The organism is Gammaproteobacteria bacterium, from assembly GCA_022450155.1.
Classification (GTDB): Bacteria; Pseudomonadota; Gammaproteobacteria; order Arenicellales; family UBA868; genus REDSEA-S09-B13.
On the sequence record JAKUQR010000006.1, the window covers coordinates 18,729 to 44,099 of the forward strand.

Genomic DNA, 25,371 nt, shown 5'->3' on the forward strand with positions numbered 1-25,371 from the left:
TTAAATCAGACAACAATGGGTTCCAGTGTCTGGAGAAGTTCGTCCCGCTTTTCTTGGTCTTTGTAACCCTGGGCACTTACAAATCGTTCCACAGTCATGTCCATGGTGGTAATCGCCTGTTTCAGGGTATCCGACGCCTTTTCCGTTTGTTCAGCTTTGGCCAGCGCAGCGGCAAGGTAAAACAGGCTGTTTCGGGTCGGTACTTTGACTTTACGTAAACTTTCAATCGCGTTTCCGTAGTTTCCCAGCCAGTAGTAGCTCATGCCTTCGTCCTCGAACAGCACATCCGGGCAGAATGGGTCTACTCGCATCGCCCGGTGGATCTCGTCCAGTGCCTGCTGTGGTTCTCCCAGATAAATCAGTAACGATGCGTAGCGAGACCGGATGTAAGCATCACTGGGACAGAGTTCGACGGCGCGTTCGTGATGATACGTCGCAAGGTCGAAATCTCCTGTTTTTAGTTTGATAGCACCCATGATTCGATGTGCTTCCGGGTCGTTGGAGTCGATCTCAAGTGCTCGGGTCACGCTGGCCGTACAGTCGTCAAACCAGCTGTCGTCAAAATCCTGCGGATACCATTCAGCTGTGTTTGCCATCGAACAGGCTCGCCAGGCATGAGCACGGGCGTAGTTGGGGTCAATCTCGATGGCTTTGTTAAAAAGCTCATACGCTTTACGGGCATTTTCTCCGGCGGTCATGCTGCGTCGGTGGTATTCCAATCCCTGTAGGACAACATCATAAGCCGCCAGATTCTCGGGTCGGTTACTGCTGAGTTCCTGAAGTGCATCTGCTTCTACCCGGCCAACAATTGTGGATACAATGGTTTCGACCAATTCGTCCTGAATGTCGAAGATCTCATCCATGGTGGTGTCGAAGTTGTTTGACCATACTGTGTTTTCTCGATCGGCTGCGATCAGGCTCGTACTGATCCGAATTTTGGGCCCCAGTTTTCTGACACTGCCTTCCAGTATGTAGCGCACACCGAGTTCCCGACCGATCTCTTTCGGGCTTCGGGATTTATCCCGGTAGGCAAAACTGGCATTACCCGATACCACCATCAGCTTGCGAAACCGTGACAGGGCCGAGATCAGGTCTTCTGAAAATCCTTCGCAGAAATAGGCCTGTTCTTCATCCTTGCTCAGGTTCTTAAATAACATGACAGCGAGTGAGCCCGCCTCAGTACGCTCGACTTTCACCTGGGGTGCATCGGTATGCTGGACGTAGCGCGTCGCGCCCTTGCTCTGAATCACAAAATAAGCCTGGACGGGCTGCTCGATGTTTTTCAGTTCAAGTTCACCGGCATCCTGGTAGGAGACCTGTAACTTTTGACTGACCATGTCGAGTACCGACTTTGAAATGCAGATACCATCAGGTTTCGCTTCGGCTTCCAGGCGCGCGGCAATGTTGACGGCATCACCAAAAAGATTGTCGTCGGATACCATGACGTCACCGATATTGATGCCGACGCGGAACACCATCCGCTGTTCTTTTGGCACATCTTCATTCATGGCCTGCATCTTGCCCTGCATCTGGACCGCACATTGGGTGGCTCTGATGGGGCTTGCAAATTCGGCGATCACGCTGTCACCGGCAGTGCCGAATATGCTGCCGTCATGTTCAGCGATGACCCCATCGATAACCAGCCGGCGTTGCTGCAGTAATTCAAGCGTCATTTCCTCGTTAGCGGCCATCATCTTGCTGAATCCGACCACGTCAGAGGCAAATATTGTGCTCAGCTTTCTTTCCATTTCGATCCAATTACAGATAGGTGCCTAACAGCCAGTGTTTTTTGTCGCACAGTTTGCACACCCAGTCAACCTGCCAGTAGAAAGCATCAGTGTCAGGGCGAGTTTGTCGGTGGGTGAGACATTGAAACATCTGACCAATTACGCCACAGAATTTCTTCTAGTTTTGTGATGTCTGAGTAACATCACGTCCTGCCCAGAGCACGAGAAGCAGGCCTATTGCACCCAGTACGGCGAAACCTGCGATGAGAGGAAGTTGGGTGCCGTCATAGGCACGGCCGAGCGGAATACCGACCAGAATCGCGACGAACGAGGAAAAGAAACCCACAACAGCAGCGCCCAGGCCCGCAATCTGGCCAAGCGGTTCCATGGCGAGTGCGTTGATATTGCCGATACAAAGACCTATGCCAAAAAAGCACAGCGCACCCCAGACCATGAACCCGATCAAGCCCGGATCATCGACTGAAAGACAAATAACAAGGTACGCCAGCGACACTACGGGACTGCAGGTCATAGCCAGTGTGACGATTTTTCGCATACCAAAGCGCATCACGATTCTCGAATTAAGAAGTGACGCGATGCCTAGGAAAATGGCCAGTACGGCAAACAGGTAGGGAAACCATGTCCCAACGCCGAAAGCATCCTGAAAGATCTGCTGGACTGAACTCAAAAATCCGATAAACGCGCCGAACATGGTCCCGATCGCCAGGCTGTATCCCAATGCGGCGCGACTGCGGTAGACGGTGACAAAGCCGCTAACTAGCGTTGCGGGCCGCATCGGGCGGCGATGTTCGCTCGCCAGTGTTTCGGGCTGGCGTAACAGTAACCAGAACAGACCCAGCACACCAAATACAATGAAGGTGCCAAAAATGTAGCGCCAGCCCACAAGCAGCATGATGGCCTGACCCAGTGCCGGCGCGAGGGTGGGCACCAGAATAAAAATACTCATCGAGATCGACATGATCCGTGCCATTGACCGGCCGGAGTAAAGATCACGCACCATGGACATGCTCACAGTTCGTGGTCCAGATGCACCGACACCCTGCAGCACACGTCCTACCAGCAATGCAGAGAAGCTCTCAGCGATCACCGACACGAAGCAGCCAATCAGAAACAGCAAGAGCCCTGCAACGATGACACGTTTACGGCCAAAGGCATCTGACAGGGGTCCGAACAACAGCTGGCCAAAAGCATTGCCGAGCAGAAAGAGGCCGATCACGAGTTGGGCATCGTTCGGATCGTTGACGGCCAAGTCGGCCGCGATCTGCGGCAGGGCTGGGAGCATCGCGTCAATGGAAAGCGCTACCAGACTGGTCAGCAGCGCGACGAGCGATGCAAACTCCGCGACCCTCATGGGTTCACGAGAAGGACTCATTGTGTTCCAGGCACTGCGATCGGTCAGCGACCGGTCGCAAATACGATGATGAAGTACGGGGTATGTTAAGCGGTGCTGGCTTTACGCACAGGCGATTCCAGAATCTCGTCTATCCGGGTACCGTGCCAGCCTTGCTCGCGTTTTTCCCAGTATCGCGTTTGTAATTGACGGGTTAGAGTGCCTGCTTCGCCATTGGCTACGGGTTTGTTACTGATACGGATCACCGGCATGATACCGCCTGCAGTCGTGCTGGCAAACACCTCGTCCGCGTCGCTGAGTTCGTCGGGATGGATCTTGCGCAGTTCAAATGCAATACCTTCGAGTGCACACAGTTCCGAGACGACACTGCGTGTCACACCTTCCAGAACGTTGTGATCAGGACTGGCCACTTTGCCGTCCTTTACCAGTAGAATGTTGTAGCCAGAGCCCTCGGTCAGGTAGCCGTCAGGTCCGCACAGAATGGAATCATCACAGCCTTCATCGAGTGCCTGGAAGCGGGCCTGAACAAGGTCCGCGCGGTTGTAGTTCTTGATCCGCTGGTCCACGGCTTTTGACGATACTCGCTCGAAGGTGCTGAGATACAGGTTTGCACCGTCACGGCATTTCTCTTCGCCCCATATCCAGACATAAGGGATTGCATACGCAACAAATTTACTGTCAGTTAATCTGGGATCTACGGTCCGGCTTGAAAGTACACCGCGGGACATCTGCAGTTTTACGTAGGCGTTTGAGTGACCGGAACGCTGGACACACTCGGCACAAATCGTACGGATCTCGTCGCGGCTGTACGGGCTTTTCAGCTGAAATCGGTCGACCGACTTTTGAAACCGGTCGAGGTGTTCCTCGAGCATGAAGAACCAGTTGTTCCAGGTGGAGGTCACGTCATAGGCAGTGTCACCCCAGATAAATCCCACATCAAAGATCGACATTTTTGCATCGGCCGGTGAAACAAAGTCATTGTCGATAAAAACGGTTCCCTCAGACATTGCGCCCCCTCAAGTTTGAAATACGCTGTTGATCTGCAGTCTCTATTCGGCATCATAACAGAGCCCACCAATTATGCCCCTCCACCAAGTCCGGCCGCCGCACTGCCAGTTCATTGCGGATACGGTCCCGCGCACCGCGGGTGCCAACAGCCACCAGCAATACGTCGAGTTCGAGGTCCAGGAGCGCGGCGGGGGGTAAAACAGGAACGCCAGAACGAACGGTCGACTTTGTAATATCGATTACTGCAACGATCTGATGGCCACCGGTTTTCAACCAGCGTAGCCACGGCCGCCCACCCCGTACACCTGCCCACAGAACAACCCTACACGGTCCGGCCAGAGCTGTTGCCTGAAGAAATTTGCGCCGACAGCTGTCGAATGCGGTTCGACTGTACCGTGGATCGGTACGCGTCAGGCGACCGGCATGATCCCGAATCGATACGACCTCATACGGCACATTAGCAATGCGGTGGCCATTTACCACCAGCCTAAGCCATAAGTCATAGTCTTCAGGTATTTCGCCGCTGCGATAACCACCGGCGTGTTCCACGTGGGCAGTTCTGAATGTGACTGCAGGATGAAGTAACGGACTTTCGACCAGAAGTTCACGGTGTGGGTCATCGAGATTATTGATCCAGTCAACATAGCATTGCATGCCTTTGGCTACCGGCCCACTGTCTGTAAAAAGTCTGGCGCGACCGCCGACCGCAGCGAGGTTTGGGTCAGTATCGAGCGCCGCAATCTGATGGTCCAGTCGACCGGGTAGCGCGATGTCGTCGGCATCCAGTCGAGCGATATATTGGCCGCGGCACTGTCCCCGCCCGTGTTCAAGCGCGGCAACCAGACCGCGTTTCGGTTGGTGTAGTGTCCTCAGTTTCGGATGAGGTGTGAGGGCCTCAACTGCACCGTCAACGCTGCCGTCGTCGACGAGTACGACTTCATCCTCGTCACTGCACCCGGCTAGCGCGGACCTCACGGCCTCAGCAAGCCAGGTGCCGCCGTCACGTACAGGGATCAGCCATGAACAGCGCATCGAGCAGCCTTCTCCATCTGGATACGGCTTAAACCGATCTCAATAGTTATGATATCCCAATAACCCGTCGGCATCATCAAGCCCGTCGACTAATGTACGCCCGACCAGGTTTGAAAGCGTTTCAGTGGTCCCTCCACCGAGTGAACCATAACGTGCGCAGCAGTACTGGCGGGCTACCAAGAACTCCTCGACAAATCCATAGCCGCCATGGATCTGTACGGCCTCGCTGGTCACTCGCAGGGACATTTGGTTGCACGTCATCTTGGCCAACGCCGCAAGTATGGGGTCTGGAAACGGATTGGCACTGACACAGGCACGATAAAGCAGACTCCGCGACGCTTCAATGTCGCGATACATTTCCGCGACTTTCCAGCGCATGCCCTGAAAATCCCCAATGCGCTGATCGTAGGCTTTACGCTCTCGCATATAGCGTATTGACTCTTCCAGGGCGCCTTCACCCAGGCCCAGTGAAATACTGGCATTCAAGCAGCGTTGAATGTTAAACGCCGAAATCAGGTCTTTAAAACCGCCGCTGTCGACCAGCAGGTGAGTCGATGGGATACGGCACTGATCAAAAACCACCTCCGAGAGGTACTCGCCACCGATTGTGTGGTAGGCGGTGTTGACGGTCATGCCGGGAGTATCCCGTTCAACGTAGACACCGCCTATGCCTCCGACACCCGGTGTATCACCGATCCGGGCAAATACGACGAATCCTTCGGCAACATCGGCCCGGCTGATCAGTGTTTTAGTGCCCGAAAGTATCAGTTCGTTGTCGTCGCGCGTGACCTTGGTGCGTATCCGGCCCAGATCGGTACCTGCGTCGGGTTCGGTCATACAGATCGACAGTACGGCCGACCCTGCAGCGACCCGGGGGAGTATGTCGCGCTTGATATTCTCTGGTGCAAAGTGGGCGATCATCCAGGTTTGTGTCCCCACTTCACCCAGTACCGCCATGGCGGTCACATAGCAGACCTTCGCGATCTCTTCCAGGATCAGAGCGGCGTCCAGCACCGACATCGAGAGACCACCGTAGGCTTTTGGTACAGACATACTGAGCACGCCGATCTCGGCTAGATCGCGCATGTTTTCCCAGGGAAAGGTACCGTCCTGCCATTGCCGCCATCGATCCTTGAACCGTTGCTGCGCCAGTCGTCGCACGGACATCACCATCTCGCGTTGGGTCTCAGTCAACCCGAATGTGAGGGTGTCTTCATCCATCATATCGTTCCAGTTGACAAGCGTAAGTATATAAACCTCAGGTAGTTATTACGCTGACCATGCTGTCGATATTCCGATGCACCACTGCGCCGGCCCCCTCCAGCGCGGTGACCTTCGCAGCAAAGCTGCCATGATGACCATGAACCAGGGCACCGGCATGACCCAGTGTTTTGCCAGCAGGGGCACTGGCACCGGCGATCAGGCAATGGCAAGGTTTATCAAAGGCACTGTCGCTCAGCGCCGCAGCCAGTTCTTCCTCTTCAGCACCACCGATTTCGCCGACCACAACGACCGATTCAGTATTGGGGTCAGTTGTAAAGTAGTCTAGCAGTTCTGCAAACCGTGTCCCCTTGACCGGATCTCCGCCGACGCCGATCCAACTGCTTTGGCCGAGGCCCTCGCACACCAGGCGGTAGCAGACCTCATAGGCCAAGGTGCCGCTTTTGGACATTACGCCCACCGATCCGCGGGCTAAAGCAATGTCCGGCATGAACCCCAGTTTAATAACCCCAGGCACCGCGATGCCAGGCGTCGAAGGGCCAATCCAGACGGCCCCTGAGTCGATGGCCTTTCGGCGAATGCGGGCGCAATCATGTACCGGCACACCCTCGGTTACAGTAACCAGCAGCTTAATGCCGGATTCCAGTGCGTCGCACGCCGCGTCAGCAACCGTGCTTGCCGGTACAAACTGAATCGCAGTCACGGCTCCAGTGGCATCAACAGCACCCCCACAGGTGGGATAGATCTCGACTTCGTCATCCGGCCCGGACCTCCGGCCTGGTGATACCCCAGCCACAATACAGGTACCATACTCCTTCATCACTGCGATTTGACGTCTTGCCGTGCGGCCGGTCGCGCCCTGAACGATCACCGGTGTGTCAGCACAAAGCAGATCGTTCAGGATCACGATACCTCCCTACTGACCAGTGCGCCGACCTCGTCGAGGGCCGGGGACAGGTTCTGGTGTACCGAAATCTCGAGTGATGAGGCTGTCAGTATGTCAGTTGCCATCGCTTGGTTCGGTCCGATCAGCCGGGCAATCATCGGCAAATTCTGCTCCGTCACCTGATCCATGGCTTGCACCAGCAGGCGAGCGAACACACCCAGGTCAGTAATTCCGCCGAAAATGTTGATCAGAATGACCTTGGTACACGGTCCCTGGCAAAGCCAACTGAGTACGTCGACCAGGCGCTGCGGGTCATCGCGCAAGCCGCCGGTACGAACATCGCAAAAGTTGTACGGTGCCAGGCCACGCGCGCGTAATTCGTCACACAGCATCATGCTGAGCCCGGCACCGGTTGTCAGCAGGCCGACCGTGCCCTGGGGGTTGGTCACAATGAAATCAAACCCATGATGGAGTTTGAGGACAGCCTCAGGATAATCGATTACACGATCTACAAGAAATCGCTCAAGGTGCGGTTGTCGAGTGAACGCATTGGCGTCGAGTATGACCTTGGCATCACCCAGCAGACAACTTTGATCGGGCAATATGAATAAAGGATTAATCTCAACCAGCAGTGCTTCAAGTTCGAGGAACGCGTCAGCCAGACGTTCAAGGACTGTAGCCAGTGTCTGCTTATCAGCCTCAAGCGCGTTGAGGAGTGGTGTGCCCGCTGTGACGATAGCTGTCGAGTCGGGCAGTGCAGAGGCTCGGCGCAATGCTCCCCCTTTAGACACTGAGGATTCGATCTCAACTCCTCCGGCTGGCGAGACCAGAATATCTACCAGACCTGTAATTGGATTGAGTGACAGGCTGAGGTAACACTCACGAGTGGTGCAAATTTTCGATTCGATCCGGCAGCCCTGGACTGGTACGCCATTGATAAGCCGTGAACAGAGTTCTTGAACGGTACTTTCGAGTTGTGCTCGATCTTCACAGGTGCGGATGCCGCCCGCTTTTCCACGTCCGCCGGTCGCAGCTTGCGCCTTGACGATCCAGGGGCCGTCCGGCAGCCTGTTGTCGGTAACCCGATCCCCTGCTTTGACCAAAATGCCTGGAGGAATCGCCAGTCCATACCGACCTAGCAGTGTCTTGGCGTCGTGTTCAAGCAGTAACATACAGTGGTGCGTATGATCAGCGGTGAAATTCAGTATTATGGGTGAGCCGGCCAGAATCTGCCGCAGAGACTCGAATCTGGCCGGTGTGCTGGATAATGCACACCCAGGCGTTCTGTCAACATGATACGGGGTTGAAAAGGAGTAAGGTGATGCCAAAGCTAAATGGTGCTCAAGCGATAGTTGAAGGACTGCTCGCGCACGGTGTCGATACGGTGTTCGGTATTCCAGGTATCCAACTCGACCCATTGTTTGACGCACTTCACGGGTGCCGGGACAGGATCCGTACGGTCCACACTCGCCATGAGCAGGGGGCCGCTTTTATGGCCATGGGTTATGCCCAGGCGACGGGGCGACCTGGCGTGTTCATGGCCGTTCCGGGCCCGGGTATGCTTAATGCGATGGCGGCTGTGTCGACTGCGGTTGCTGCCGGACAACCGGTGCTGTGTATTACCGGTCAGATCCCGTCCTACCAGATCGGTGAAGGACTGGGTATTGCCCACGAACTACGCGACCAGCTGGCTGTGTCGCGTGGCGTGGTGAGCTGGTCCGAGCGGGCCGACCATCCGCACCAGGTGCCCGAGCTGCTGGAGGAGGCGTTCCGGGCAATGACCCAAGGCAGACCCGGCCCCGCGGTCCTCGAGATGGCGCCAGATCGACTGGCGCTTGCAGAAGAAGTAACCCTACGGGAAGCACCGTCAGGTGAAAGTACCGCCGAACCGGATCCCGTGCTGATCGAGCGGGCGGTGAAAAGTCTGTGTGCAGCGCAGCACCCTGTCATTGTGGTAGGCGGTGGTGCACTGACGGCCGGCGGGCCGCTTAAACAGTTGGCAGAAAAACTCCGTATCCCGGTGATTTCTACTATCAGCGCCCGGGGTGTGTTGCCCGACGACCACCCGTTGTCTTTTACCTTCCTCACCGGGCAGTATATCTGGGAACGCGTAGATGTTGCGCTGGTGGTCGGGACACGGTTTACCGCACCGGCGCTTGCCTGGGGGCGGCAGCAAGATGTCGAGGTAATACGGATCGATATCGAGGAAGCCGCGATCAGGCGTCCGTTGCCGGCTGATATCGAACTGATGACTTCAGCGGATAAAGGGCTACAGGCGATTGTCGATACGGTACCAGCCACAGATGTCGATCGAGCCTCATATCTCGATTTTTGCAATCAGGCCGCACAAGCAGTCGCTGGCAAGCTGTCGACCCTGGAGCCGTTACCAGCACTTGCCGGTGCACTGCGAGCGGCATTGCCCGAAGATGGCATCGTTGTCGCGGATGTAACTCAGTTGGGTTCGTATGTTCGTTATGCACTGCCGGCTTATCAGCCACGCACTATCATGGGTCCCGGATTCCAGGCAACCCTGGGCTACGCTCTGCCGGCTGCACTGGGAGTGAAAGTAGCCGATCCTGCCCGCCAGGTAGTTGCAGTGTGTGGTGATGGGGGATTTATGTTCACGTTGCAGGAACTTGCCACCGCAGTGCACCATAACATTTCAATAGTGATTGTTATTCTTGACAATGCCAGTTACGGCAACGTGAAGACCATACAAGCAGCGAGTTATGGCGGTCGGCACATTGCTGTCGACCTGACCAACCCAGATTTCGTGGCGTTGGGCGAGTCCTTTGGGATTCGCTCATGCTCTGTTGAATCAGCGGAGGTTTTCGAAGTCGAACTGACACAGGCGCTGGCAGCTAACAGCCCTCGACTAATCGTGGTACCGATCGGGGCAGTACCGAGCATCTGGGATCTGGTCAGGCGACCGCCTTCTCAGGGTGTGGCTACGCACTGAACAACAGGCACTGATCAGGTATCAGGCCGCGTCGCGGATCGATCGGACCTCGCGGCGGATATCCTCCTCGCTCAGTTGCCAGTCATTGTCGAGTTCGGCTATCACCCGTGTCATAAATACGGTCGACAGGTTACGGGCGTCGTCATCTCCGATGCAGTCTGCGATGAGTGCCAGGGCCAGTTGTCGAGGCGAATCGCCCTCATAAGACCACTCGAAGCCAAGATCGGTGAACTGCCCAAGGTCATACCGTGTGTCAAGCGGCTCGCCGTCCACGGTGACCATGATGCCATCAATAGTCCGGCGGCCTTCGTAGTACTTCATACCGAGTGAAAGGTCAGGCGCGCCGCCCTGGTTCACGAAACATCCACATTGCAATAACCATAAACACAGCCAGGCCGGCGCCAACGAGCCCGACAAAGACTTGACCGTAACGATTTTCGAAGTACAGGAACAGTGCGCCGACGATCAATGTGATGATGGAAACAATGATTTTGATATGAACCGGCATGGTACGTGCTGGAACGGTTGCTGTCTGTCAGTGTGTGATGGGATGAGCCGCGGCAATATCCGGCCGCTGGGGTCGGCCTCGGAGGTTGGTTTTCAGGTGCCGCTCACTGTAGCCGTTGAAAAGATGACCCAGCAGTCCTCGATCCAGGTCAGAGGTGCCAAATAACCAGTCCGCGACCGGAAAGGTCAGGTTCATGTTTTTTTCCATCATCAGTCGTGAATGATGATGGGCCGTATGATGACGGCGAAGCGTATTGACCAGCGGCATGTATCTAACAAAACGATTTTCATCAATATGGCAGCAAAAGTGCATGAACTCATAAATCAGGTAGATACTCGTGGTGGTCGAAATATAAAGCCAGCCGATGTTGGGGGTTAGCAGGTAGTAGAACAGCACGGCGCCTGGAATTGAGATCAGGATAAACACGACCAATGCATAAGGCGGAAAGAAAGTCACGCGCCAGTCTTTCTGGTCGCGAAAGCGCATCTCTGAGTCGGTGAAGAACTGGTGGTGCTGAAGCGTGTGTCGGTTGTAGATAGCACGCAGGGCTTTTGATTTCTGTGGCCGGTGCATGATCTTGAGGTGCAGGTACCACTCGAAGATATTACAGCCGAGCAGAAATATCGGCACCGACAGCCATTCCCACCAGCGTACACTCTCAAGATGTTGGGCGAACAGCCACATCGCCGTGAGTCCGATCACATAAATCAGGAGTATGTGGACCGGACCGTTGTACCAGCTGTCGATCCGTGACCGGTATTCCTGCCGATAATTACGTTGCCGTTCACTTAGCATGTGAGGCTTCTCCTGTAGGGTTACCAGTTCAGGTTTGGCGGTACTCTGGCTCGTAAGATTAGTGGTGACCTATCAAATATATCAATTAGCGGGGTCCAGGAAAACACGCCTGCCAGGGCTTCTTCATAGACAGGTGATCGGCTGGCATCGGGCGCCGTAATTCCGGTGTGTCCCGTGCAGACTGATCTAAAAAGTCGACCGGCAGACAGGCTGAAATCTCACAGTACCGGCTAAGGTGCTTGTGAACAGATTTCCTCACGGAATTGTGCCATGCGCTCCAGTGTTTCATTCAGTGCATCGGAGCGAAAGTCGAAAATCAACTCATGCACACCAAGATCTCCGTAAGTACCGATGTCATCGACGACCTGTGATGTACTGCCCGAAAACGGACGCCGATCAATGCCTGATACGGTGGTTGTTTCCTTGTCATAGAGAGGCGCCTTGAAGCAGATCGTAAGATCTTCATAGCGGCGGCCTTCGAGTTCGGTCAGCCGACGCAGTTCGTCGCAGGACTGGGCGAACTGGTTCGGTTGCAGCGGTACGGCTGGATTGGCACCGACGGGATGCCAGCCGTCCGCGAATCGCGCTACCCGTCGTAGTGCTGGCCGGCTGTGGCCGCCGATCCAGATCGGTGGATACGGGATTTGTACCGGCTTGGGTAGAAAGTGGAGTGCATCAAAGCGGTAGAACTCACCGTCAAAACTGGCGGGTTCCTGCGACCAGAGAATTTTAAAGATCTTAAGATATTCATCAGACAGTGCGCCGCGACGGTCAAACTCAAAGCATCCCAGCGTCTCAAATTCTTCGCGCAGCCAGCCGACACCCACGCCGACTGTTAGCCGACCTTTAGACAGCACATCGATAGTCGCCAGCATTTTCGCGGTGACCACGGGATTGCGGTGTGGCAGTATCATGACACTGGTAATCAGCCGGAGGTCCCGTGTTTTGCCGGCAATAAAGGCTATCAACGACAACTGCTCCAACGTCTCCCAGCCCCCGGGGAAGTTTCCGCCTACCGTATAAGGGTAGCTTGATTCGATTTGTACCGGAAACACCACATGGTCCGCAATCACGGTTGAGTCGAAATCCAGCCGTTCTGCTTCTTCAACGATTTTAACCAGAGAATCGGCATCTGAAGTCGGGCCTCTAGTGGGCAGGTAAAAACCGTAGCGCATGGTGTTGTCCCCGTTTATCGCCTTCGATCGGCAAATGATAGATTGCGTAGTCTAAAATTACCGCAACTGCCGTAATCGGGCAACTGTTGCTGGATGAGGCCGGACCCGTTGCTGAACTGGAACAGCTCCTCCGTTCAGCAATTGATGAGTTTTGTTCACAACTGCCAGTCTCGGCTGAGCATCCTTTTGCGGCACGAAAACCAGATGACTACTGGCTAACGCTCTGGGCGGTCGTGATGCACACGCAGAGTCATCAGGTCCCACATATACATCCATCAGCCTGGTTGAGTGGTGTGTATTACGTGGAGGTACCGGAAGTCGTGCTGGCCGGCGACTCGAATGGCGGCTGGATCGAGTTTGGCAGTCGACCTTCACATTTTCATGCCCGTTCGGAACCATTGGTGGAATTTATTCAGCCCGAAGAGGGCCTGTTGCTGTTGTTCCCTTCCTACTTTTACCATCGGACCATCGCCCATGAAGCTGATCAGCGGCGCATCAGCATAGCGTTCGACGTGGTCCCTGCCTGAGGCGTGGGCAAGGGACCCTAGCTCAGTGCAGGTCTCGGTTGCTAGAGCCCCGATGCAATCAGGTCAATACAGGTGATCTCATTGCGTGATCCCAGGCGCATCACAGGTCCCCAGGTCCCTGTGCCGGGAGAAACATAAAGCTGGCAGTGACCGCTTCGGTGCAGGCCGGTGATCAATTTGAATTGCTGTCTGACCAGGTAGTTAAACGGAAAGATTTGTCCATTGTGGGTATGCCCGGAAAGTGTCAGGTCAATACCCGCTTTTACCGCTGAGTCCCATCCCAGTGGTCGGTGGTAGAGAAGTACTTTGAAACACTGAGGATCGAGTGTGATGTCGGCAAGCTCACGACCAACCTGATGAACATCATCGGCATCGTCAATACCGATCAGCTGCAGGCCGTCGATATACACACTGTTGTTTCGAAGCACCCTGACGCCAGTATCTTCGAGCAGGGGCACCACCTTGTCCAGGCCGATATAGCGCTCATGGTTGCCGATCGACAGATACACCGGCATGGCGAGTGTCTTAAGCGCTTTGATATCTTTCGCTCTGATGCGACTTGAATCCAGAAAGTCACCGGTGATTAGAACCATGTCGGGATGAAGTGTCTGGATGCTCTGCACAATGCGGTCCAGAAACCTGCTGCTGCGTGAGCCAATGTGCACATCGCTGATCTGGACTAACCGGTAGTCCTTGCGGAGTCGGTGACTGTGGAAACGTAATGTCTTGTGCGTGGTTGTCTGTGCGGTAATAAATGAAAAGGTCACAAGACCTGCCCCCATCAACAGGATCACGGCTGCAGCGGCTTGGTCGTTGAGTGGATTGATCAGTCGGACAAGATCATAGACCAGGCAGAGTACGCAAAATACAAACCCGACCCCCAGCCAGTTGAAAAGTATCCACTCAAGCACACGGCTTCTCCGTCGGAAAGACAGCCAGAGGATGGCAATCATCAGCATCCACAGACCTACCGTGGAGGGGAGTTTGAGAAGATCCGGGCGGCCAAGCCAGTCGGTCAACCGTTGAACGGGATAGATGTACACAAGGTATGCGGACAGCGTGACGAAAAGCCAGAAAAACGCCGCACGCTGCAGTGTCCTTCGGGTCATGAGTCGAATTGTGCCCTGGCCTCGAGCGCTTTCAGCTGATCGGGTTGAGTTGTTGTGCGGGCAGCCGTGGGTAGACGGTATCGTCGAGACGGTCGCCATGACGAAGACCTGCGGCGTGCATTTTCTGTGTGTGGTCGGGATCCATACCGTAGGAACGGAAGCTGACCCGGACATCGTCGCCCAGCCATTGGGTGTTGAACACTTTAAGATCCCGCTCGGGTGGTAGTGCACCGGAGCCGCCGTGTATGATGCGGCCGTTGAATGCGATACAGTCGCCGGGGTTCATCTCCCAGCTAATTACATCGAATGCGTCTCTGTCGGCATCAATATCAGGGAATGGTTCCCAGTCGTCAGCAAAATGAACAGTGTCTACATCCGGCTGCCTGTCTGGATTCAGTTCTCCAAAATCCTGTTGACGGTAATGGTTTGGCCATAGGTGGGAGCCGGGTACAAACGCCAGAGCACTTTGTCTAGAAACCGGGACCAGCGGCATCCAGATGCTGACTGTATCGAGACCTTCGGCCGACCAGTACGGCTCATCCTGGTGCCAGGGTGTCGCAAAAGTAACTCCAGGAGAGCGGACGAATACCGCGTCAAAGAAAAAGTTGACGCTGTCGGTATCCAGAAGTGCGGTTGCGACAGATACACACGGACTCTCGTAAACAAACTGCCGATACTGGGAGATACGCCGCCAGTTATCAGAGTCGTAGAAAACGGTTCGATTGTTGTCAGTACGATCCCAGATTCGAGAGTGTTCACCAGGTTCTAAAAGGTTGAGTTCAATACCAGCTGTCAGTAATGTGATCCAGTTCTCATCAAACAGTCCGCGCAGACACACGACACCATCCCGAGCGAACTGTTGTTTCTGATCCGTAGTGATCTGAATCGGCAGATGTTTGTTCAAGGTAGAAAAGAAAAGCGCTTGTGCCTATGACCGGGCAGTCTGTGGAATACATTGATGATGAAGTAATTTACCGTACTGCAGGTAAGTCCATCAAGGCCAGATAACATCTTAGTTGCTGATTTCGCCTCGAGCCGGATAGTCTTTCTCAATCACAAAAGACACAGCTTTGAGGATGTCGGCAAACGATGGGCGGGCAAAAGGCATTGTTTGGACGGACGCGAAATAAAGAGTGTTATCGGGTCGCACGAGAAACAGGCCAGGTTCCGGAAAGCGGTCGGGTTCAACCACACCGGCTGACGTTTTACCATTAGAAGATGAAATATAAAGCCCCCATTTGCGTGCAGTTTCTAGCGACAGGTTATAACCCACGTCCAGGCTGCCGAGCTGCCAGTCATGTTTAGCCTGACTGGCTCGGGCTTCATCGTCACTCGATAGTACCAGCACACTGACACCAAGTTCATTGAAGGCCTCAATTCGTCGATTGAGATCAGCCAAGTAGTGTGAGCAGATGGGGCAGTGCAGTCCACGGTAAACCACGATCAGGGTGAACTGTTGGGGCGTTTGGTCAGCCAGTGTCCAGGTGCTACCGTCGACAATGGGAACAGTAAGGTTAGGAACAGGCTGTCGGGGAACGAGCGGTGTCTGCATCAAAAAGCCTCCTATGTGCTTAGAAGAAAAATAGTCCAAAAAAACATTCCTGAGTTTGATCGCATAGCCCAACTCATTGGACTTGGTCAGTGGGAATCGGTTGCCCGATCGGCGCATTATGTTGTGTCTTCAGCGATCCAGGGTGCGGTAGGTCGTCCATGCTTGAACCCCGGGAAAGCATATCCTCAATTACGCCGGCTTCCATACCGATCTGCAGGGTATCGTTGAATCGGTTAAAGAAACCGCACAGCGCGGTGCGCAGGGTCAGTTCGACGATCTGCTCTTCACTGAAATGTTGTTTCAGTCGATCGAAGATGTCGTCACGCAGAATATTTGATCTGAGAGTAACCTCCACAGCAAAGTCGCGAACCAGTCGGTCGATGTCGTCCAGCCCTTCACAGTCCGGGTCCAGGATGTTGGCAACCGTTTTCGCCGACAACCCCTGATCAACCAGTCGGGGGGCATGGTGGGCAACACAGTAGGTGCACTCATTGAGCTTGGACACTGCGACCAGAGCGATCTCCAGGTGGCGTTTAGGCAGCAGGCTTTCGTCGGCCAGGTCCAACAGCAGACCCATGATGTGTTTCAGGGCAGGCGGGCGGTGGGCAAATACCTTAACCTGGTTTAGGAAAGGCCCGTATTCATTCGAAAACTGTTCGTAGATGGGTCGAATGTTTTCAGGTACTTCACTGATATCAATATCGCGAACGCGTGCCATGAGAATCTCCTTTTTGTGCGGTCACCTGATCATTTCACACTGGGCTTGGCTGTATATTCTAGATATCATTCTACGCCAACGATTAGTCCTCGGGTGCGCTGAGACCTGTGGGCTGCCTTGAAGTCGTTTTATTTGCCAGTGGAGGGCAACGGATCGCCATGAGTGCAGAGCAGTTTCGGGTTGGGAGTTCCATGCTGGAACGGTGGCAGGATGCCGTCGACCAGTGTGCAGAGCAAATTGCCAGTCAGCCATGGTCCGGGAACCTCGGGTTTATCTATACCACCGACAGCCACGTTGATGCACTGGCGGAAATCGTGCCACGTCTTAAGGACAAGACCGGCATACCGCACTGGGTCGGAACGACCGGCATCGGCATACTCCGCACCGGTCATGAGGACTACGACCAGCCGGCGATGACCGTCATGGCCTGCGGTTTCCCGGAAACTTCTTTCCGGGTGTTTCCGGCCGTGCAGGACGACCTGGATGCTTTTGATCATCAGCATCGAGGGTGGTTTGGCGACAATATCCAGAACTTTGCGGTGGTCCACGCGGCACCGGAGAGCCCCGATCTCCAGCAATTAATTCCCGATCTTTCCGAGATGTTAAACGGTGGATACCTGGTCGGTGGGCTGACGTCTTCACGCAGCCGCAACCTGCAGATTGCCGATACCGTTACGTCCGGGGGTGTCTCAGGGGTGCTGTTCTCGGAAAAGGTGCCGGTGTGCACCGGCCTGACCCAGGGCTGTTCTCCAATCGGGCCGAAGCGGACGATTACCGAAGTCAGCCGCAACATTGTGCTGCGCATCGATGGACGCCCCGCACTGGAGATCTTCAAGGAGGATATTGGAGAGACGTTGGCAGCTGACCTGGCTCGAACGGCAGGGTACATATTTGCGGCGCTGCCCGTCGTAGGCTCTGATACCGGCGACTACCTGGTGCGCAACATTGTCGGTATTGATGCAGAAAACGGGCTCATCGCGATCGGTGATTTGCCGCAGAAAGGTACGCAGATCATGTTCTGTCGGCGAGACGGTACGACCGCTCGGGATGACCTGGTCCGAATGCTCAAACAGATTAAGGACCGGACAACCAAGGCCAAGCCCAGGGGGGCGCTCTATTTCTCTTGCCTGGGGCGCGGCCGCCACACCTTCGGCACGAACTCGGAAGAACTTGGCTTCATCCAGGAGGAATTCGGCGATCTGCCACTGGTTGGGTTCTTCGCCAATGGCGAGATCTCACACCAGCGCCTCTACGGATACACGGGCGTCCTGACGATGTTCCTGTAACGTCTGCGTTCGACCCGGGTTCTGGAAGGAGCGCTTACACCTTATAAGAGATTTTTCAGCCTTTGGGCTGGACCGACTCAGGGAGAATCCGGTAAGTGACCCGGACCTCTCCCTCGGTATGGTCAAAGGGTTCTCCCCGGTATTTGTCGGAGAGGTGATCGATCATGTCGTAGGCACCTTCTTCAGTGATATCGACGACCTTGCCCCGGATCTGGATATAGCGGTAGGGGTTATCCGGATCAGATATCGCCAGGGCCACCTGCGGGGCACGCCGCATGGCCCGGTCCTTGACCCGGCCAAGGGCGCTGTTGATGATGACGTGGGTGCCATCGTAGTCGAACCACAGTGGTGTGCACTGGGGTGTTCCATCGGCCAAAGTTAGCGCGAGGTGGACAAATGCTTTCTTCTCCCAGGACATCAGGTCGGCAGCACTTTCTGGAATCATCTTAAGGGTACTCCTGTCGATAAATGTTGGTGGTCACTTTATCCGGGCGGTGAAAATGAACATAGTAATGGGGCCTGTCGGGTCATCTCAGTACGCCCGGCATGCTGCAGACCTATGTGCGCAAAGTATGTGCACAGGCTTATCCGGCCAAATGCCGTGGATCGGCAGTGATGCCATTGTACTCGCGCGGTAGCAGTCCTGACTGAAACCAGCTGATAAACGAGATGCCGCTGAAAATCGGAATGCCAAGCTCACGTCGCAGTTCGGGGGCATAGGGTCCCATGTTGGTGCATTCGAGTACAACCGCACCAACATCCGGGTGGTCGCTGACAAGTTGTCTACCCGCATCAAGCAGATCGAGTCTGCAGGCGCTCACATTCATCGTCGGCCGGTTTTCCATAATAAAATGGAAAAACTCCCGGCCAGTTTCTGTCCCCACAATCGGAGTATCAAGGGCCGCGCCTGCGGCGGCCAGATGATCGGGAGTCAGATTTTCTCGGGACACCGCCATCACCCCCACCCGCTTGCCCGGAGGCAGGAGTTTTTCAACCAGGGGTACCTGCATCAATGAAGATGCGGCGACGGGCACGTCTACTGCACGTGCCAGCTCATCCTGAAACAGCGATAGAAAACCGCAGGTTGTGGTCAAGCCATCGACGCCGTCGGCGACCAATTGTTTGCCTGATTCGATAAATGCATCGAGCAACCCGTCTGCACGCTCTCGAACCACGCGGTGAGGTGATGCACCGCGGATGACACGATACATCACGGGAAACGGCCAGGTAGCGGCATTGCCAAAATCCCCGGGTATGCGCGGGAAAATGGTATCCAGCATGAGAATTCCGACACTGGCACCGTAGACAGTCTTGCCGCCGCCAGCCATCGGATGTTCGGTGTTGTGGTTATCAGGCATTCTGAAAGCTCCCTATTTAAGCATAGCCTACATCAGTGTATGAGGTCACTGGTGCACGCTCAGCGGTCTTAGGGGTCGGGATGTGTTGTCTTGGTGCTTAACGACTGCTATTCTAGAAGCCGCTATCCGTTGGGGTGCCTAAAGGCTGAGAAGCGAACGCTGACCCATCGAACCTGAACCGGGTAATGCCGGCGAAGGAAACGGACTCCCGCCTGCAGTCTCGAGCGCGGTTTCAGATTTCCAGAGCCGGAAGGAGAGATCTGAATTGCGCATCACATTCCAGATTCACAGTCTTAATGGCATTGATTGCTTGCCTGCAGCGTCTGGATGTTCATCCTCTGTGTGTCCTGACACGGTGCGGCCATTCGGATTCAGATGGGCCAGCAGATTGATCTTTAATTTAACGTAATACACAAGGGGGTTGGAAAACCGTGATGAAGAGAACACTACTATTTGTTCTGATTCTGATCATACCGTCGCTGGCGGCTGCCGCTAAGCTTTCCGTGATACTGGATTGGTTTGTGAACCCTAATCACGGGCCTATTATCATTGCCCAGGAGAACGGTTATTTCGCTGAGCAAGGTCTGGAAGTGGAGATCATTGCTCCGGCCGATGCTGCGGACCCGCCGAAACTGGTGGCCGCTGGCAAGTTCGATCTGGCGATCTCCTACCAGCCGCAGCTGCATCTTCAGGTGCATGCGGGGCTGCCTCTGGTCCGGGTCGGCACGCTGATAGCGACGCCACTGAACTGCCTGCTGGTGCTGGATGAGGGGCCTATTAGAAGCATCGCCGATCTGAAAGGTCGAAAAATCGGCTATTCAGTTGCTGGGGTTGAAGAGGCACTGCTGACGGCGATTCTCGGCCGCTACGATCTATCGTTGGCTGATGTCGAACTGGTTAACGTTAACTGGTCACTGTCGCCGTCGTTGATGTCTGGCCAAGTGGATGCCGTGATCGGTGCCTACCGAAATTTTGAACTCAACCAGATGGCGATCGAAGGCATCAAGGGGCGTTGTTTCTATCTTGAAGAGGAAGGGCTCCCACCGTACGACGAGCTGATCTACGTGGCCCACCGGACCGAACATAATAAGGATGCAATCAGGCGCTTTCTCACCGCAACAGAGAAAGCCACTCAGTACATCGTCAATCATCCGCAACAGAGCTGGGAAATCTTCTCGGCGACAGCCAAGGAACTCCAGGACGAGCTGAATCGGAAGGCCTGGGCCGATACACTGTCGCGCTTTGCGCTGCGTCCTGCTGCTCTGGATGCTGGGCGCTACCGGAATATGGAGGTCTTTCTCAAATCGGCAGGCCTTATAGCCAATATCAAACCGGTTCAGGCGTTGGCGATCGACATCACAGGTGAGTAGGTCATGAACCGCAGCCGTCGCGGGGGTTAACTTGGGATAAACCATCCCAATGCTGCACCTGAATTGCAAATCCGGGGACGATTCCGTCACGGGGATGTAATTCTGTTCGACGAGCTTGACCTTGTGCTTGAAGGTGGGCAGTGGACCTGCCTGCTTGGCCCTTCCGGGGTCGGGAAGTCAACCATACTCAGGCTGATAGCCGGACTGCATACCGGCGGTGAATTTAATGGATCCATAGAGAGCACTGATGGTCGGCCCCTGCGAGAACAGGTTGCCTACATGGCCCAGGCTGATCTTCTCCTGCCATGGCTTGATGTTCGTGCAAACGTCATGCTGGGTGCCTCGTTGCGCGGCGAAGAGCCGATGTCTGAACGGGCAGGTCAGCTTATCAGTCAAGTGGGTCTGAGTAATCATGCGGATAAGCGACCACATGAACTCTCGGGAGGTATGCGTCAACGCGCTGCTCTGGCGCGAACGTTAATGGAAGATAAACCCTTGTTGCTACTTGACGAACCGTTTTCGTCACTGGATGCCCGGACCCGCAGCGAGATGCAAGAGCTTGCCTTTGAAGTGCTCTTGGGTCGGACGGTCATGCTGGTGACGCATGATCCGGCCGAGGCTGCACGCATTGCTCATCAAGTGTTTCTGCTGACTGAATCCGGGCTGCAGAAAACCCAGATCGCTGCCCAGCCACCTATTCGCGGATTCAATGCTCCGGACACAGTGGATATACAGTCGCGCTTGTTCGACGCATTGCGGTCATGATTAAAAAAATTCGAGATATCGCGATCGTGGTATTGGTTGCCCTGACCGTCTGGGAGTTGCTTGTGCGGGTTACGGGAGTGCCATCATTCATCTTACCTGGCCCATTGCGGGTTGGCCGCGCCGCAGTCGATCATGCAGAGTTAATCGGCGAACATGCACTGGTCACATTGTCAGAGGTCCTTGCCGGGTTGCTGCTGGGCACCGTTCTTGGTATCAGCACTTCGCTTTATCTGATGGTTTCGGGATCTGCCCGCAGACTGTTACTGCCGTTAATGCTTTTCAGTCAGACCGTGCCCATATTTGCATTGGCACCGTTGCTGACCCTGTGGCTGGGGTATGGGGTGGGTTCAAAGATCGTCATGACGTTGCTGATTATTTACTTTCCAGTCGCCTCGACATTCTACGATGGATTGAGAAACACGCCCCGCGGATTTCTTGACCTTGCGACAACCATGAATGCGTCCAGCAGCCGGACTCTGTTCAGAATTCGGGTGCCGGCCGCACTGCCATCGTTGGCTTCGGGACTTACGCTGGCCGCCGTCTATGCACCGATCGGGGCTGTGATTGGAGAATGGGTTGGTGCTTCCCGCGGACTGGGCTACCTGATGCTGTTGGCCAACGGCCGGGTGAAGATCGATCTGATGTTTGCAGCATTGTTTGCCCTTGTAGCAATGACGATTGCTTTGCATACCCTGGTCAATCGGGTCGGCCGGCGGCTGACCCGATGGTCCGTTGGCACCTGAGGATCATCGACACTAAACAACCTGTCGTAACACCGCTAAACTAAGGCACTGTATTCCCTGCTGAGGCCCCGTGGGGATTCACCGAACAAACTTGAGGTGGTTTTGTCCATACTGGCGATGGACCAAAAGCTCCAAACAGCCCTGGTACATGATGTGCTACAGCACATCGATGCTGGGACGACCCAGCTCGCTGCTGAAACTTACTGTAATCCAGTGAGTCATTACACATCGCCGGAACGGTTATCGAAGGAACGCAAAGTACTTTTTCGACAGCGACCCTTATTGGTCGGGCTGTCATGCCAGTTGCCCAAACCGGGAGACTTTCTGACCTGTGACCATACTGGTGTTCCCCAGTTGGTTGTCCGTGGGGAGGACGGAACAGTTAGAGCATTTATGAATGTGTGCAGGCATCGGGGTGCCCGGGTCGCGGAGGGGCACGGCACTACTGGAAAACGATTCCGCTGCCCATATCACGGTTGGAATTATGATACCAGGGGCAATCTGGTGGGTATACCGGACAAGCAGAGTTTTCCCGGCATAGACAGATCCGACTGCGGGTTGATATCTCTGCCTGCGACGGAATCAGATGGCATGATTTGGGCGTCTGCGACGCCTGCTCAAACCGGTGATGTATCGAGCGAGATCGATATGCGAAGTCAATTGGGAGGATTAGGGCCCGAACTCGGCAGTTACAATTTAGCGAGCCATTATCACTATGCCTCACGCTCGCTTCATCTCAAGATGAACTGGAAACTCGCTATCGATACTTTTCTCGAGCCTTATCACTTTGGCGTACTGCACAAGAATTCGATCTCCCCGATATTCTTCAGTAACCTGTGCTTGTTTCATCCCTTTGGTCCTCATTTGCGGGTCACTTATCCGCGTCGAAGCATCGAATCGTTGCGTGACCTGTCTGAGGAGGAATGGGATCTTGTGACCCATACCGCACTGGTCTACGTGCTCTTCCCGAATACTGTCTTTGTGGTCCAGGCCGACCACCTGGAAATCTGGCGAATCTATCCGCTGGACAATGCTGTTGATCGGTCTGTGATTATTCTGGATTTTCTGGTGCCAGAGCCCGTTATCAGCGAGAGTGCCGGAGCGCACTGGGAGCGTAATCTTGAACTGGTAATCGGTACCGTATCGAATGAGGATTTTCCAACCGGTGAGGGCATACAGTTTGGCTTTGACTCTGGCGCACAATCACACCTGACCTATGGCCGTAATGAACCGGCACTGGCCTATTTTGAACAGACCGTAAGCGAGATGGTCCAATAAGTTCGTGCCAGGTTTTTCACCGCCAGATCAGGCAAATGTTGCCTGGTAACTTAAGCTTTGTCTTAAGACTGTGCGGTATCGATCAGTCGAATTCCGAATTCAACCCTGATGTCCTTCAGTGATCGGGTGAGGTAAGCCTCGGGATGGTGCCAGGGCCATTTCCTGGTCATCTTGAACGCGCGTACAACTGTGACACAGGATATGGGAATCTGTCTGACCATTTCCCAGTAAACACTAAACTTGTTGCCATAGCGGGGAATATAACTCTCGATGATCGTGTTATAGCTGATCTGGGTCGCTGAGAAAAACTGCATATAGCCTTTCAACGTGACGTCCGACCCAAAGATCGTCCACAGGTCATTGATGGTTTCCCCCCGAATCTCGAATGGCAGCGTACCGAAAACCACATGCGTCAGGTCGTGTTTTCTGAACCAGGCGCTCGCTTCGGTTTTTCCGTCATTATTGTTAAGAAAAGAATAGGCTGACGTATATTCGTCAAGACCCTCTGCCAGGGTCATTTCGCAGTCGGGACTGAGATACCAAAATCGTTTAGCCATTGCGTTCGCCTGCCGTCGTGCTATTTTCCCCTGAACACAGCATCACGTTTCTCACGAAACGAAAGATTACCTTCAGCCAGATCTTCGGTGTCCGCAAGACTTCGGAATGACAGTGATTCGATACGAAGGGCTTCATCCATGGTCAAACCATGGGTACGGTACATCACTTCCTTGGCAAGTTGTTGTGCAAGGGGTGCGCGCGATGCGAGTTTTTCAGCATAGGTCATGGTTTCTGGCAGCAGTTCGCTTTGTTCAACAATTCGGTTGACAAGTCCTGTGCGGTAGGCGAACTCAGCGTCGAAGCGGTCGCCGGAGAGGATCATCTCCATGGCGTGACCCAGACCGATGATTTCACGCAGGCGAATCAGAGCGCCATCACAGGCGTGGAAACCCCAGCGGACATCCTGCAGTCCAAATTCAGCATTGGGTGAACAAAACCGTATATCACAGGCCAGGGCAATTTCCAGTCCACCCGAGATGGCATAGCCATTGATTGCTCCAACAATCGGTTTGAAAACATTAACGTTTCGGGTGATCCCCCCAAGACCGGGGCCATTGGTATACACGCGGGTGAATTCCGGTGCCGGTGTCGTCGCAAACGGCATGGTGTAAGTCTTGAGATCAGCGCCAGCACAAAAAGCCGCTTCGCCGGTACCCGTCAGCACTGCTACCCGCGCATCGGCATCAGCATTGAATTCGCGCCAGATCTCGACCATTAGCTCGTGGGCTGCAAAGTCCAGTGAATTCATCTTGGCGGCGCGATTGATCGTGATCAGGCGGACGTGCCCGTGATGCTCATACAGGATATCGTTCTCCATGAAGTTTCAGGGCTCAATCAAAAATTGGCCAGTTGTACCAGTGGCGTCAGTACAGTAGCCAACTTTAGCAGTCATCTTATTTTTTACACCAGGTAACAAATACCCAGGAGCGGTTTACTTGAGCGGAAAACAGTCTCAGTGACAGGCCTTACCGAACGCCTTGAGTCTCCAGTAGTTGTACGGGACCGCGGCCATAAAACCTGCTGCAAACATGATCGGTAAAATCCACCAGATAAGCATCGCGCCGCCTGTGATTGCAACGTCGACCAGATTCATGGCGATCTCCATGGACAGCATTGAGATGAGTGACATTCCAATAGCTGTTTTAAATGCGGTAGCTATGGTCATCTGTCGGGACAGGATGATGGTTTCGAGTGCAATTGAAGTCAGTATGCCGTTGACGATTGCCATCAACATGATGGCAATCGTAGACCAGCTGATACCAGTCAGCTGAAAGAAAAGGATAGTGCCCCAGTCGCCGATCGAACAACCGGCAAGACACCAGAGTGTATTCTTGGAGGCACTCCGCCAGGTGTGTTGGCAGGACCAGATAAAAGAAGCAGGCTGAGCCGTTGTCGCCATGCGCTGAGTATATGCCGAATAGCCT

27 protein-coding genes and 1 riboswitch are annotated in these 25,371 nt (G+C 54.5%); of the genes, 7 read left to right on the forward strand and 20 right to left on the reverse strand.

From position 1 onward, the window contains the following. Positions 1 to 5 precede the first annotated feature (5 nt). The 7 genes from MK323_04600 to MK323_04630 all read right to left on the reverse strand — a co-directional run bounded on the left by MK323_04600 (position 6) and on the right by MK323_04630 (position 8,418). On the reverse strand, positions 6 to 1,748 hold the full coding sequence (locus MK323_04600; protein ID MCH2481437.1) for an adenylate/guanylate cyclase domain-containing protein: 1,743 nt from the start codon (positions 1,746 to 1,748) through the stop codon (positions 6 to 8). A gap of 157 nt (positions 1,749 to 1,905) precedes the next feature. Next, positions 1,906 to 3,120, reverse strand: a complete 1,215-nt coding sequence (locus tag MK323_04605; GenBank protein MCH2481438.1) for a multidrug effflux MFS transporter — start codon at positions 3,118 to 3,120, stop codon at positions 1,906 to 1,908. 65 nt (positions 3,121 to 3,185) lie between these two features. Beyond that, complete coding sequence (locus MK323_04610) at positions 3,186 to 4,106, reverse strand: aminotransferase class IV (protein ID MCH2481439.1); 921 nt, start codon at positions 4,104 to 4,106, stop codon at positions 3,186 to 3,188. Between the two features lie 52 nt (positions 4,107 to 4,158). Further along, a complete protein-coding gene (locus tag MK323_04615; protein ID MCH2481440.1) occupies positions 4,159 to 5,139 on the reverse strand; it encodes a glycosyltransferase in 981 nt (326 codons plus the stop codon). A 39-nt stretch (positions 5,140 to 5,178) separates the two neighbouring features. Then, a complete protein-coding gene (locus MK323_04620; GenBank protein MCH2481441.1) occupies positions 5,179 to 6,360 on the reverse strand; it encodes an acyl-CoA/acyl-ACP dehydrogenase in 1,182 nt (393 codons plus the stop codon). A gap of 37 nt (positions 6,361 to 6,397) precedes the next feature. After that, entirely contained in the window at positions 6,398 to 7,267 is an 870-nt protein-coding gene (locus MK323_04625; GenBank protein ID MCH2481442.1) for a succinate--CoA ligase subunit alpha, read from the reverse strand. Then, on the reverse strand, positions 7,264 to 8,418 hold the full coding sequence (locus tag MK323_04630; GenBank protein ID MCH2481443.1) for a hypothetical protein: 1,155 nt from the start codon (positions 8,416 to 8,418) through the stop codon (positions 7,264 to 7,266). Before MK323_04630 ends, MK323_04625 begins: the two co-directional genes overlap by 4 nt. A 149-nt stretch (positions 8,419 to 8,567) precedes the next feature. Between MK323_04630 and MK323_04635 the strand changes: the two genes are divergently transcribed. Then, positions 8,568 to 10,205 carry a thiamine pyrophosphate-dependent enzyme gene (locus MK323_04635; GenBank protein MCH2481444.1) on the forward strand — a complete coding sequence of 546 codons (1,638 nt, stop codon included), beginning with the start codon at positions 8,568 to 8,570 and terminating at the stop codon, positions 10,203 to 10,205. 21 nt (positions 10,206 to 10,226) lie between these two features. Here the strand turns inward: MK323_04635 and MK323_04640 are convergent, their stop codons facing one another. The 4 genes from MK323_04640 to MK323_04655 form a co-directional block, all read right to left on the reverse strand. Then, the gene (locus MK323_04640) at positions 10,227 to 10,562 is read right to left on the reverse strand and encodes a DUF6166 domain-containing protein (protein ID MCH2481445.1); all 336 of its coding nucleotides are present in this window, start codon (positions 10,560 to 10,562) and stop codon (positions 10,227 to 10,229) included. Continuing rightward, positions 10,540 to 10,713: a hypothetical protein gene (locus MK323_04645; GenBank protein MCH2481446.1), complete on the reverse strand. Its 174-nt coding sequence runs from the start codon at positions 10,711 to 10,713 to the stop codon at positions 10,540 to 10,542. Before MK323_04645 ends, MK323_04640 begins: the two co-directional genes overlap by 23 nt. A 27-nt stretch (positions 10,714 to 10,740) precedes the next feature. Further along, complete coding sequence (locus tag MK323_04650; GenBank protein MCH2481447.1) at positions 10,741 to 11,508, reverse strand: sterol desaturase family protein; 768 nt, start codon at positions 11,506 to 11,508, stop codon at positions 10,741 to 10,743. A gap of 230 nt (positions 11,509 to 11,738) precedes the next feature. Beyond that, entirely contained in the window at positions 11,739 to 12,683 is a 945-nt protein-coding gene (locus tag MK323_04655; protein MCH2481448.1) for an LLM class F420-dependent oxidoreductase, read from the reverse strand. Positions 12,684 to 12,769: 86 nt separating this feature from the next. Between MK323_04655 and MK323_04660 the strand changes: the two genes are divergently transcribed. After that, the gene (locus MK323_04660; protein ID MCH2481449.1) at positions 12,770 to 13,210 is read left to right on the forward strand and encodes a 2OG-Fe(II) oxygenase family protein; all 441 of its coding nucleotides are present in this window, start codon (positions 12,770 to 12,772) and stop codon (positions 13,208 to 13,210) included. 41 nt (positions 13,211 to 13,251) lie between these two features. Here the strand turns inward: MK323_04660 and MK323_04665 are convergent, their stop codons facing one another. The 4 genes from MK323_04665 to MK323_04680 form a co-directional block, all read right to left on the reverse strand. After that, positions 13,252 to 14,418: a metallophosphoesterase gene (locus MK323_04665; protein ID MCH2481450.1), complete on the reverse strand. Its 1,167-nt coding sequence runs from the start codon at positions 14,416 to 14,418 to the stop codon at positions 13,252 to 13,254. After that, a complete protein-coding gene (locus tag MK323_04670) occupies positions 14,351 to 15,223 on the reverse strand; it encodes a phytanoyl-CoA dioxygenase family protein (GenBank protein MCH2481451.1) in 873 nt (290 codons plus the stop codon). The genes MK323_04665 and MK323_04670 overlap by 68 nt, the downstream gene beginning before the upstream one ends. A 108-nt stretch (positions 15,224 to 15,331) precedes the next feature. Beyond that, positions 15,332 to 15,871 carry an AhpC/TSA family protein gene (locus MK323_04675; protein MCH2481452.1) on the reverse strand — a complete coding sequence of 180 codons (540 nt, stop codon included), beginning with the start codon at positions 15,869 to 15,871 and terminating at the stop codon, positions 15,332 to 15,334. 73 nt (positions 15,872 to 15,944) lie between these two features. Further along, on the reverse strand, positions 15,945 to 16,589 hold the full coding sequence (locus MK323_04680; protein ID MCH2481453.1) for a carboxymuconolactone decarboxylase family protein: 645 nt from the start codon (positions 16,587 to 16,589) through the stop codon (positions 15,945 to 15,947). Positions 16,590 to 16,747: 158 nt separating this feature from the next. Here MK323_04680 and MK323_04685 point away from each other — a divergent pair, with 158 nt between their 5' ends. Beyond that, a complete protein-coding gene (locus MK323_04685; protein ID MCH2481454.1) occupies positions 16,748 to 17,875 on the forward strand; it encodes an FIST C-terminal domain-containing protein in 1,128 nt (375 codons plus the stop codon). 55 nt (positions 17,876 to 17,930) lie between these two features. Here the strand turns inward: MK323_04685 and MK323_04690 are convergent, their stop codons facing one another. After that, the gene (locus tag MK323_04690; protein MCH2481455.1) at positions 17,931 to 18,320 is read right to left on the reverse strand and encodes a PPOX class F420-dependent oxidoreductase; all 390 of its coding nucleotides are present in this window, start codon (positions 18,318 to 18,320) and stop codon (positions 17,931 to 17,933) included. A gap of 139 nt (positions 18,321 to 18,459) precedes the next feature. After that, positions 18,460 to 19,203, reverse strand: a complete 744-nt coding sequence (locus tag MK323_04695) for an aspartate/glutamate racemase family protein (GenBank protein ID MCH2481456.1) — start codon at positions 19,201 to 19,203, stop codon at positions 18,460 to 18,462. 150 nt (positions 19,204 to 19,353) lie between these two features. Beyond that, positions 19,354 to 19,450, forward strand: a riboswitch (TPP riboswitch). A 217-nt stretch (positions 19,451 to 19,667) separates the two neighbouring features. On the opposite strand from MK323_04695, the gene MK323_04700 reads away from it, so the two are divergent. From MK323_04700 to MK323_04715, 4 genes are all read left to right on the forward strand, one after another. Further along, positions 19,668 to 20,603 carry an ABC transporter substrate-binding protein gene (locus tag MK323_04700; GenBank protein ID MCH2481457.1) on the forward strand — a complete coding sequence of 312 codons (936 nt, stop codon included), beginning with the start codon at positions 19,668 to 19,670 and terminating at the stop codon, positions 20,601 to 20,603. A 63-nt stretch (positions 20,604 to 20,666) separates the two neighbouring features. Beyond that, on the forward strand, positions 20,667 to 21,368 hold the full coding sequence (locus tag MK323_04705) for an ABC transporter ATP-binding protein (GenBank protein ID MCH2481458.1): 702 nt from the start codon (positions 20,667 to 20,669) through the stop codon (positions 21,366 to 21,368). Continuing rightward, positions 21,365 to 22,111 carry an ABC transporter permease gene (locus MK323_04710; GenBank protein ID MCH2481459.1) on the forward strand — a complete coding sequence of 249 codons (747 nt, stop codon included), beginning with the start codon at positions 21,365 to 21,367 and terminating at the stop codon, positions 22,109 to 22,111. The genes MK323_04705 and MK323_04710 overlap by 4 nt, the downstream gene beginning before the upstream one ends. A gap of 117 nt (positions 22,112 to 22,228) precedes the next feature. Next, positions 22,229 to 23,389, forward strand: coding sequence for a Rieske 2Fe-2S domain-containing protein (locus tag MK323_04715; protein MCH2481460.1), 1,161 nt, complete (start codon positions 22,229 to 22,231; stop codon positions 23,387 to 23,389). 62 nt (positions 23,390 to 23,451) lie between these two features. Here MK323_04715 and MK323_04720 read toward each other — a convergent pair whose 3' ends face one another. The 3 genes from MK323_04720 to MK323_04730 form a co-directional block, all read right to left on the reverse strand. Then, the gene (locus tag MK323_04720) at positions 23,452 to 23,946 is read right to left on the reverse strand and encodes a hypothetical protein (protein MCH2481461.1); all 495 of its coding nucleotides are present in this window, start codon (positions 23,944 to 23,946) and stop codon (positions 23,452 to 23,454) included. A 20-nt stretch (positions 23,947 to 23,966) separates the two neighbouring features. Continuing rightward, complete coding sequence (locus MK323_04725; protein MCH2481462.1) at positions 23,967 to 24,764, reverse strand: enoyl-CoA hydratase-related protein; 798 nt, start codon at positions 24,762 to 24,764, stop codon at positions 23,967 to 23,969. 135 nt (positions 24,765 to 24,899) lie between these two features. Further along, positions 24,900 to 25,346, reverse strand: coding sequence for a DUF4396 domain-containing protein (locus MK323_04730; protein ID MCH2481463.1), 447 nt, complete (start codon positions 25,344 to 25,346; stop codon positions 24,900 to 24,902). Between the last annotated feature and the right edge of the window lie 25 nt (positions 25,347 to 25,371).

Excerpts from the sequence above, each read along its gene's own strand:
- MK323_04685 (MCH2481454.1), top strand. The coding sequence starts at position 16,748 with ATGAGTGCAGAGCAGTTTCGGGTTGGGAGTTCCATGCTGGAACGGTGG.
- MK323_04615 (MCH2481440.1), bottom strand. The coding sequence starts at position 5,139 with ATGCGCTGTTCATGGCTGATCCCTGTACGTGACGGCGGCACCTGGCTT.
- MK323_04675 (MCH2481452.1), bottom strand. The coding sequence starts at position 15,871 with ATGCAGACACCGCTCGTTCCCCGACAGCCTGTTCCTAACCTTACTGTT.
- MK323_04720 (MCH2481461.1), bottom strand. The coding sequence starts at position 23,946 with ATGGCTAAACGATTTTGGTATCTCAGTCCCGACTGCGAAATGACCCTG.
- MK323_04700 (MCH2481457.1), top strand. The coding sequence starts at position 19,668 with ATGAAGAGAACACTACTATTTGTTCTGATTCTGATCATACCGTCGCTG.
- MK323_04610 (MCH2481439.1), bottom strand. The coding sequence starts at position 4,106 with ATGTCTGAGGGAACCGTTTTTATCGACAATGACTTTGTTTCACCGGCC.
- MK323_04605 (MCH2481438.1), bottom strand. The coding sequence starts at position 3,120 with ATGAGTCCTTCTCGTGAACCCATGAGGGTCGCGGAGTTTGCATCGCTC.
- MK323_04695 (MCH2481456.1), bottom strand. The coding sequence starts at position 19,203 with ATGGCTGGCGGCGGCAAGACTGTCTACGGTGCCAGTGTCGGAATTCTC.
- MK323_04645 (MCH2481446.1), bottom strand. The coding sequence starts at position 10,713 with ATGCCGGTTCATATCAAAATCATTGTTTCCATCATCACATTGATCGTC.
- MK323_04730 (MCH2481463.1), bottom strand. The coding sequence starts at position 25,346 with ATGGCGACAACGGCTCAGCCTGCTTCTTTTATCTGGTCCTGCCAACAC.
- MK323_04715 (MCH2481460.1), top strand. The coding sequence starts at position 22,229 with ATGGACCAAAAGCTCCAAACAGCCCTGGTACATGATGTGCTACAGCAC.
- MK323_04620 (MCH2481441.1), bottom strand. The coding sequence starts at position 6,360 with ATGGATGAAGACACCCTCACATTCGGGTTGACTGAGACCCAACGCGAG.
- MK323_04665 (MCH2481450.1), bottom strand. The coding sequence starts at position 14,418 with ATGGCGACCGTCTCGACGATACCGTCTACCCACGGCTGCCCGCACAAC.
- MK323_04725 (MCH2481462.1), bottom strand. The coding sequence starts at position 24,764 with ATGGAGAACGATATCCTGTATGAGCATCACGGGCACGTCCGCCTGATC.
- MK323_04690 (MCH2481455.1), bottom strand. The coding sequence starts at position 18,320 with ATGATTCCAGAAAGTGCTGCCGACCTGATGTCCTGGGAGAAGAAAGCA.
- MK323_04655 (MCH2481448.1), bottom strand. The coding sequence starts at position 12,683 with ATGCGCTACGGTTTTTACCTGCCCACTAGAGGCCCGACTTCAGATGCC.
- MK323_04680 (MCH2481453.1), bottom strand. The coding sequence starts at position 16,589 with ATGGCACGCGTTCGCGATATTGATATCAGTGAAGTACCTGAAAACATT.
- MK323_04710 (MCH2481459.1), top strand. The coding sequence starts at position 21,365 with ATGATTAAAAAAATTCGAGATATCGCGATCGTGGTATTGGTTGCCCTG.
- MK323_04650 (MCH2481447.1), bottom strand. The coding sequence starts at position 11,508 with ATGCTAAGTGAACGGCAACGTAATTATCGGCAGGAATACCGGTCACGG.
- MK323_04600 (MCH2481437.1), bottom strand. The coding sequence starts at position 1,748 with ATGGAAAGAAAGCTGAGCACAATATTTGCCTCTGACGTGGTCGGATTC.
- MK323_04630 (MCH2481443.1), bottom strand. The coding sequence starts at position 8,418 with ATGTTACTGCTTGAACACGACGCCAAGACACTGCTAGGTCGGTATGGA.
- MK323_04635 (MCH2481444.1), top strand. The coding sequence starts at position 8,568 with ATGCCAAAGCTAAATGGTGCTCAAGCGATAGTTGAAGGACTGCTCGCG.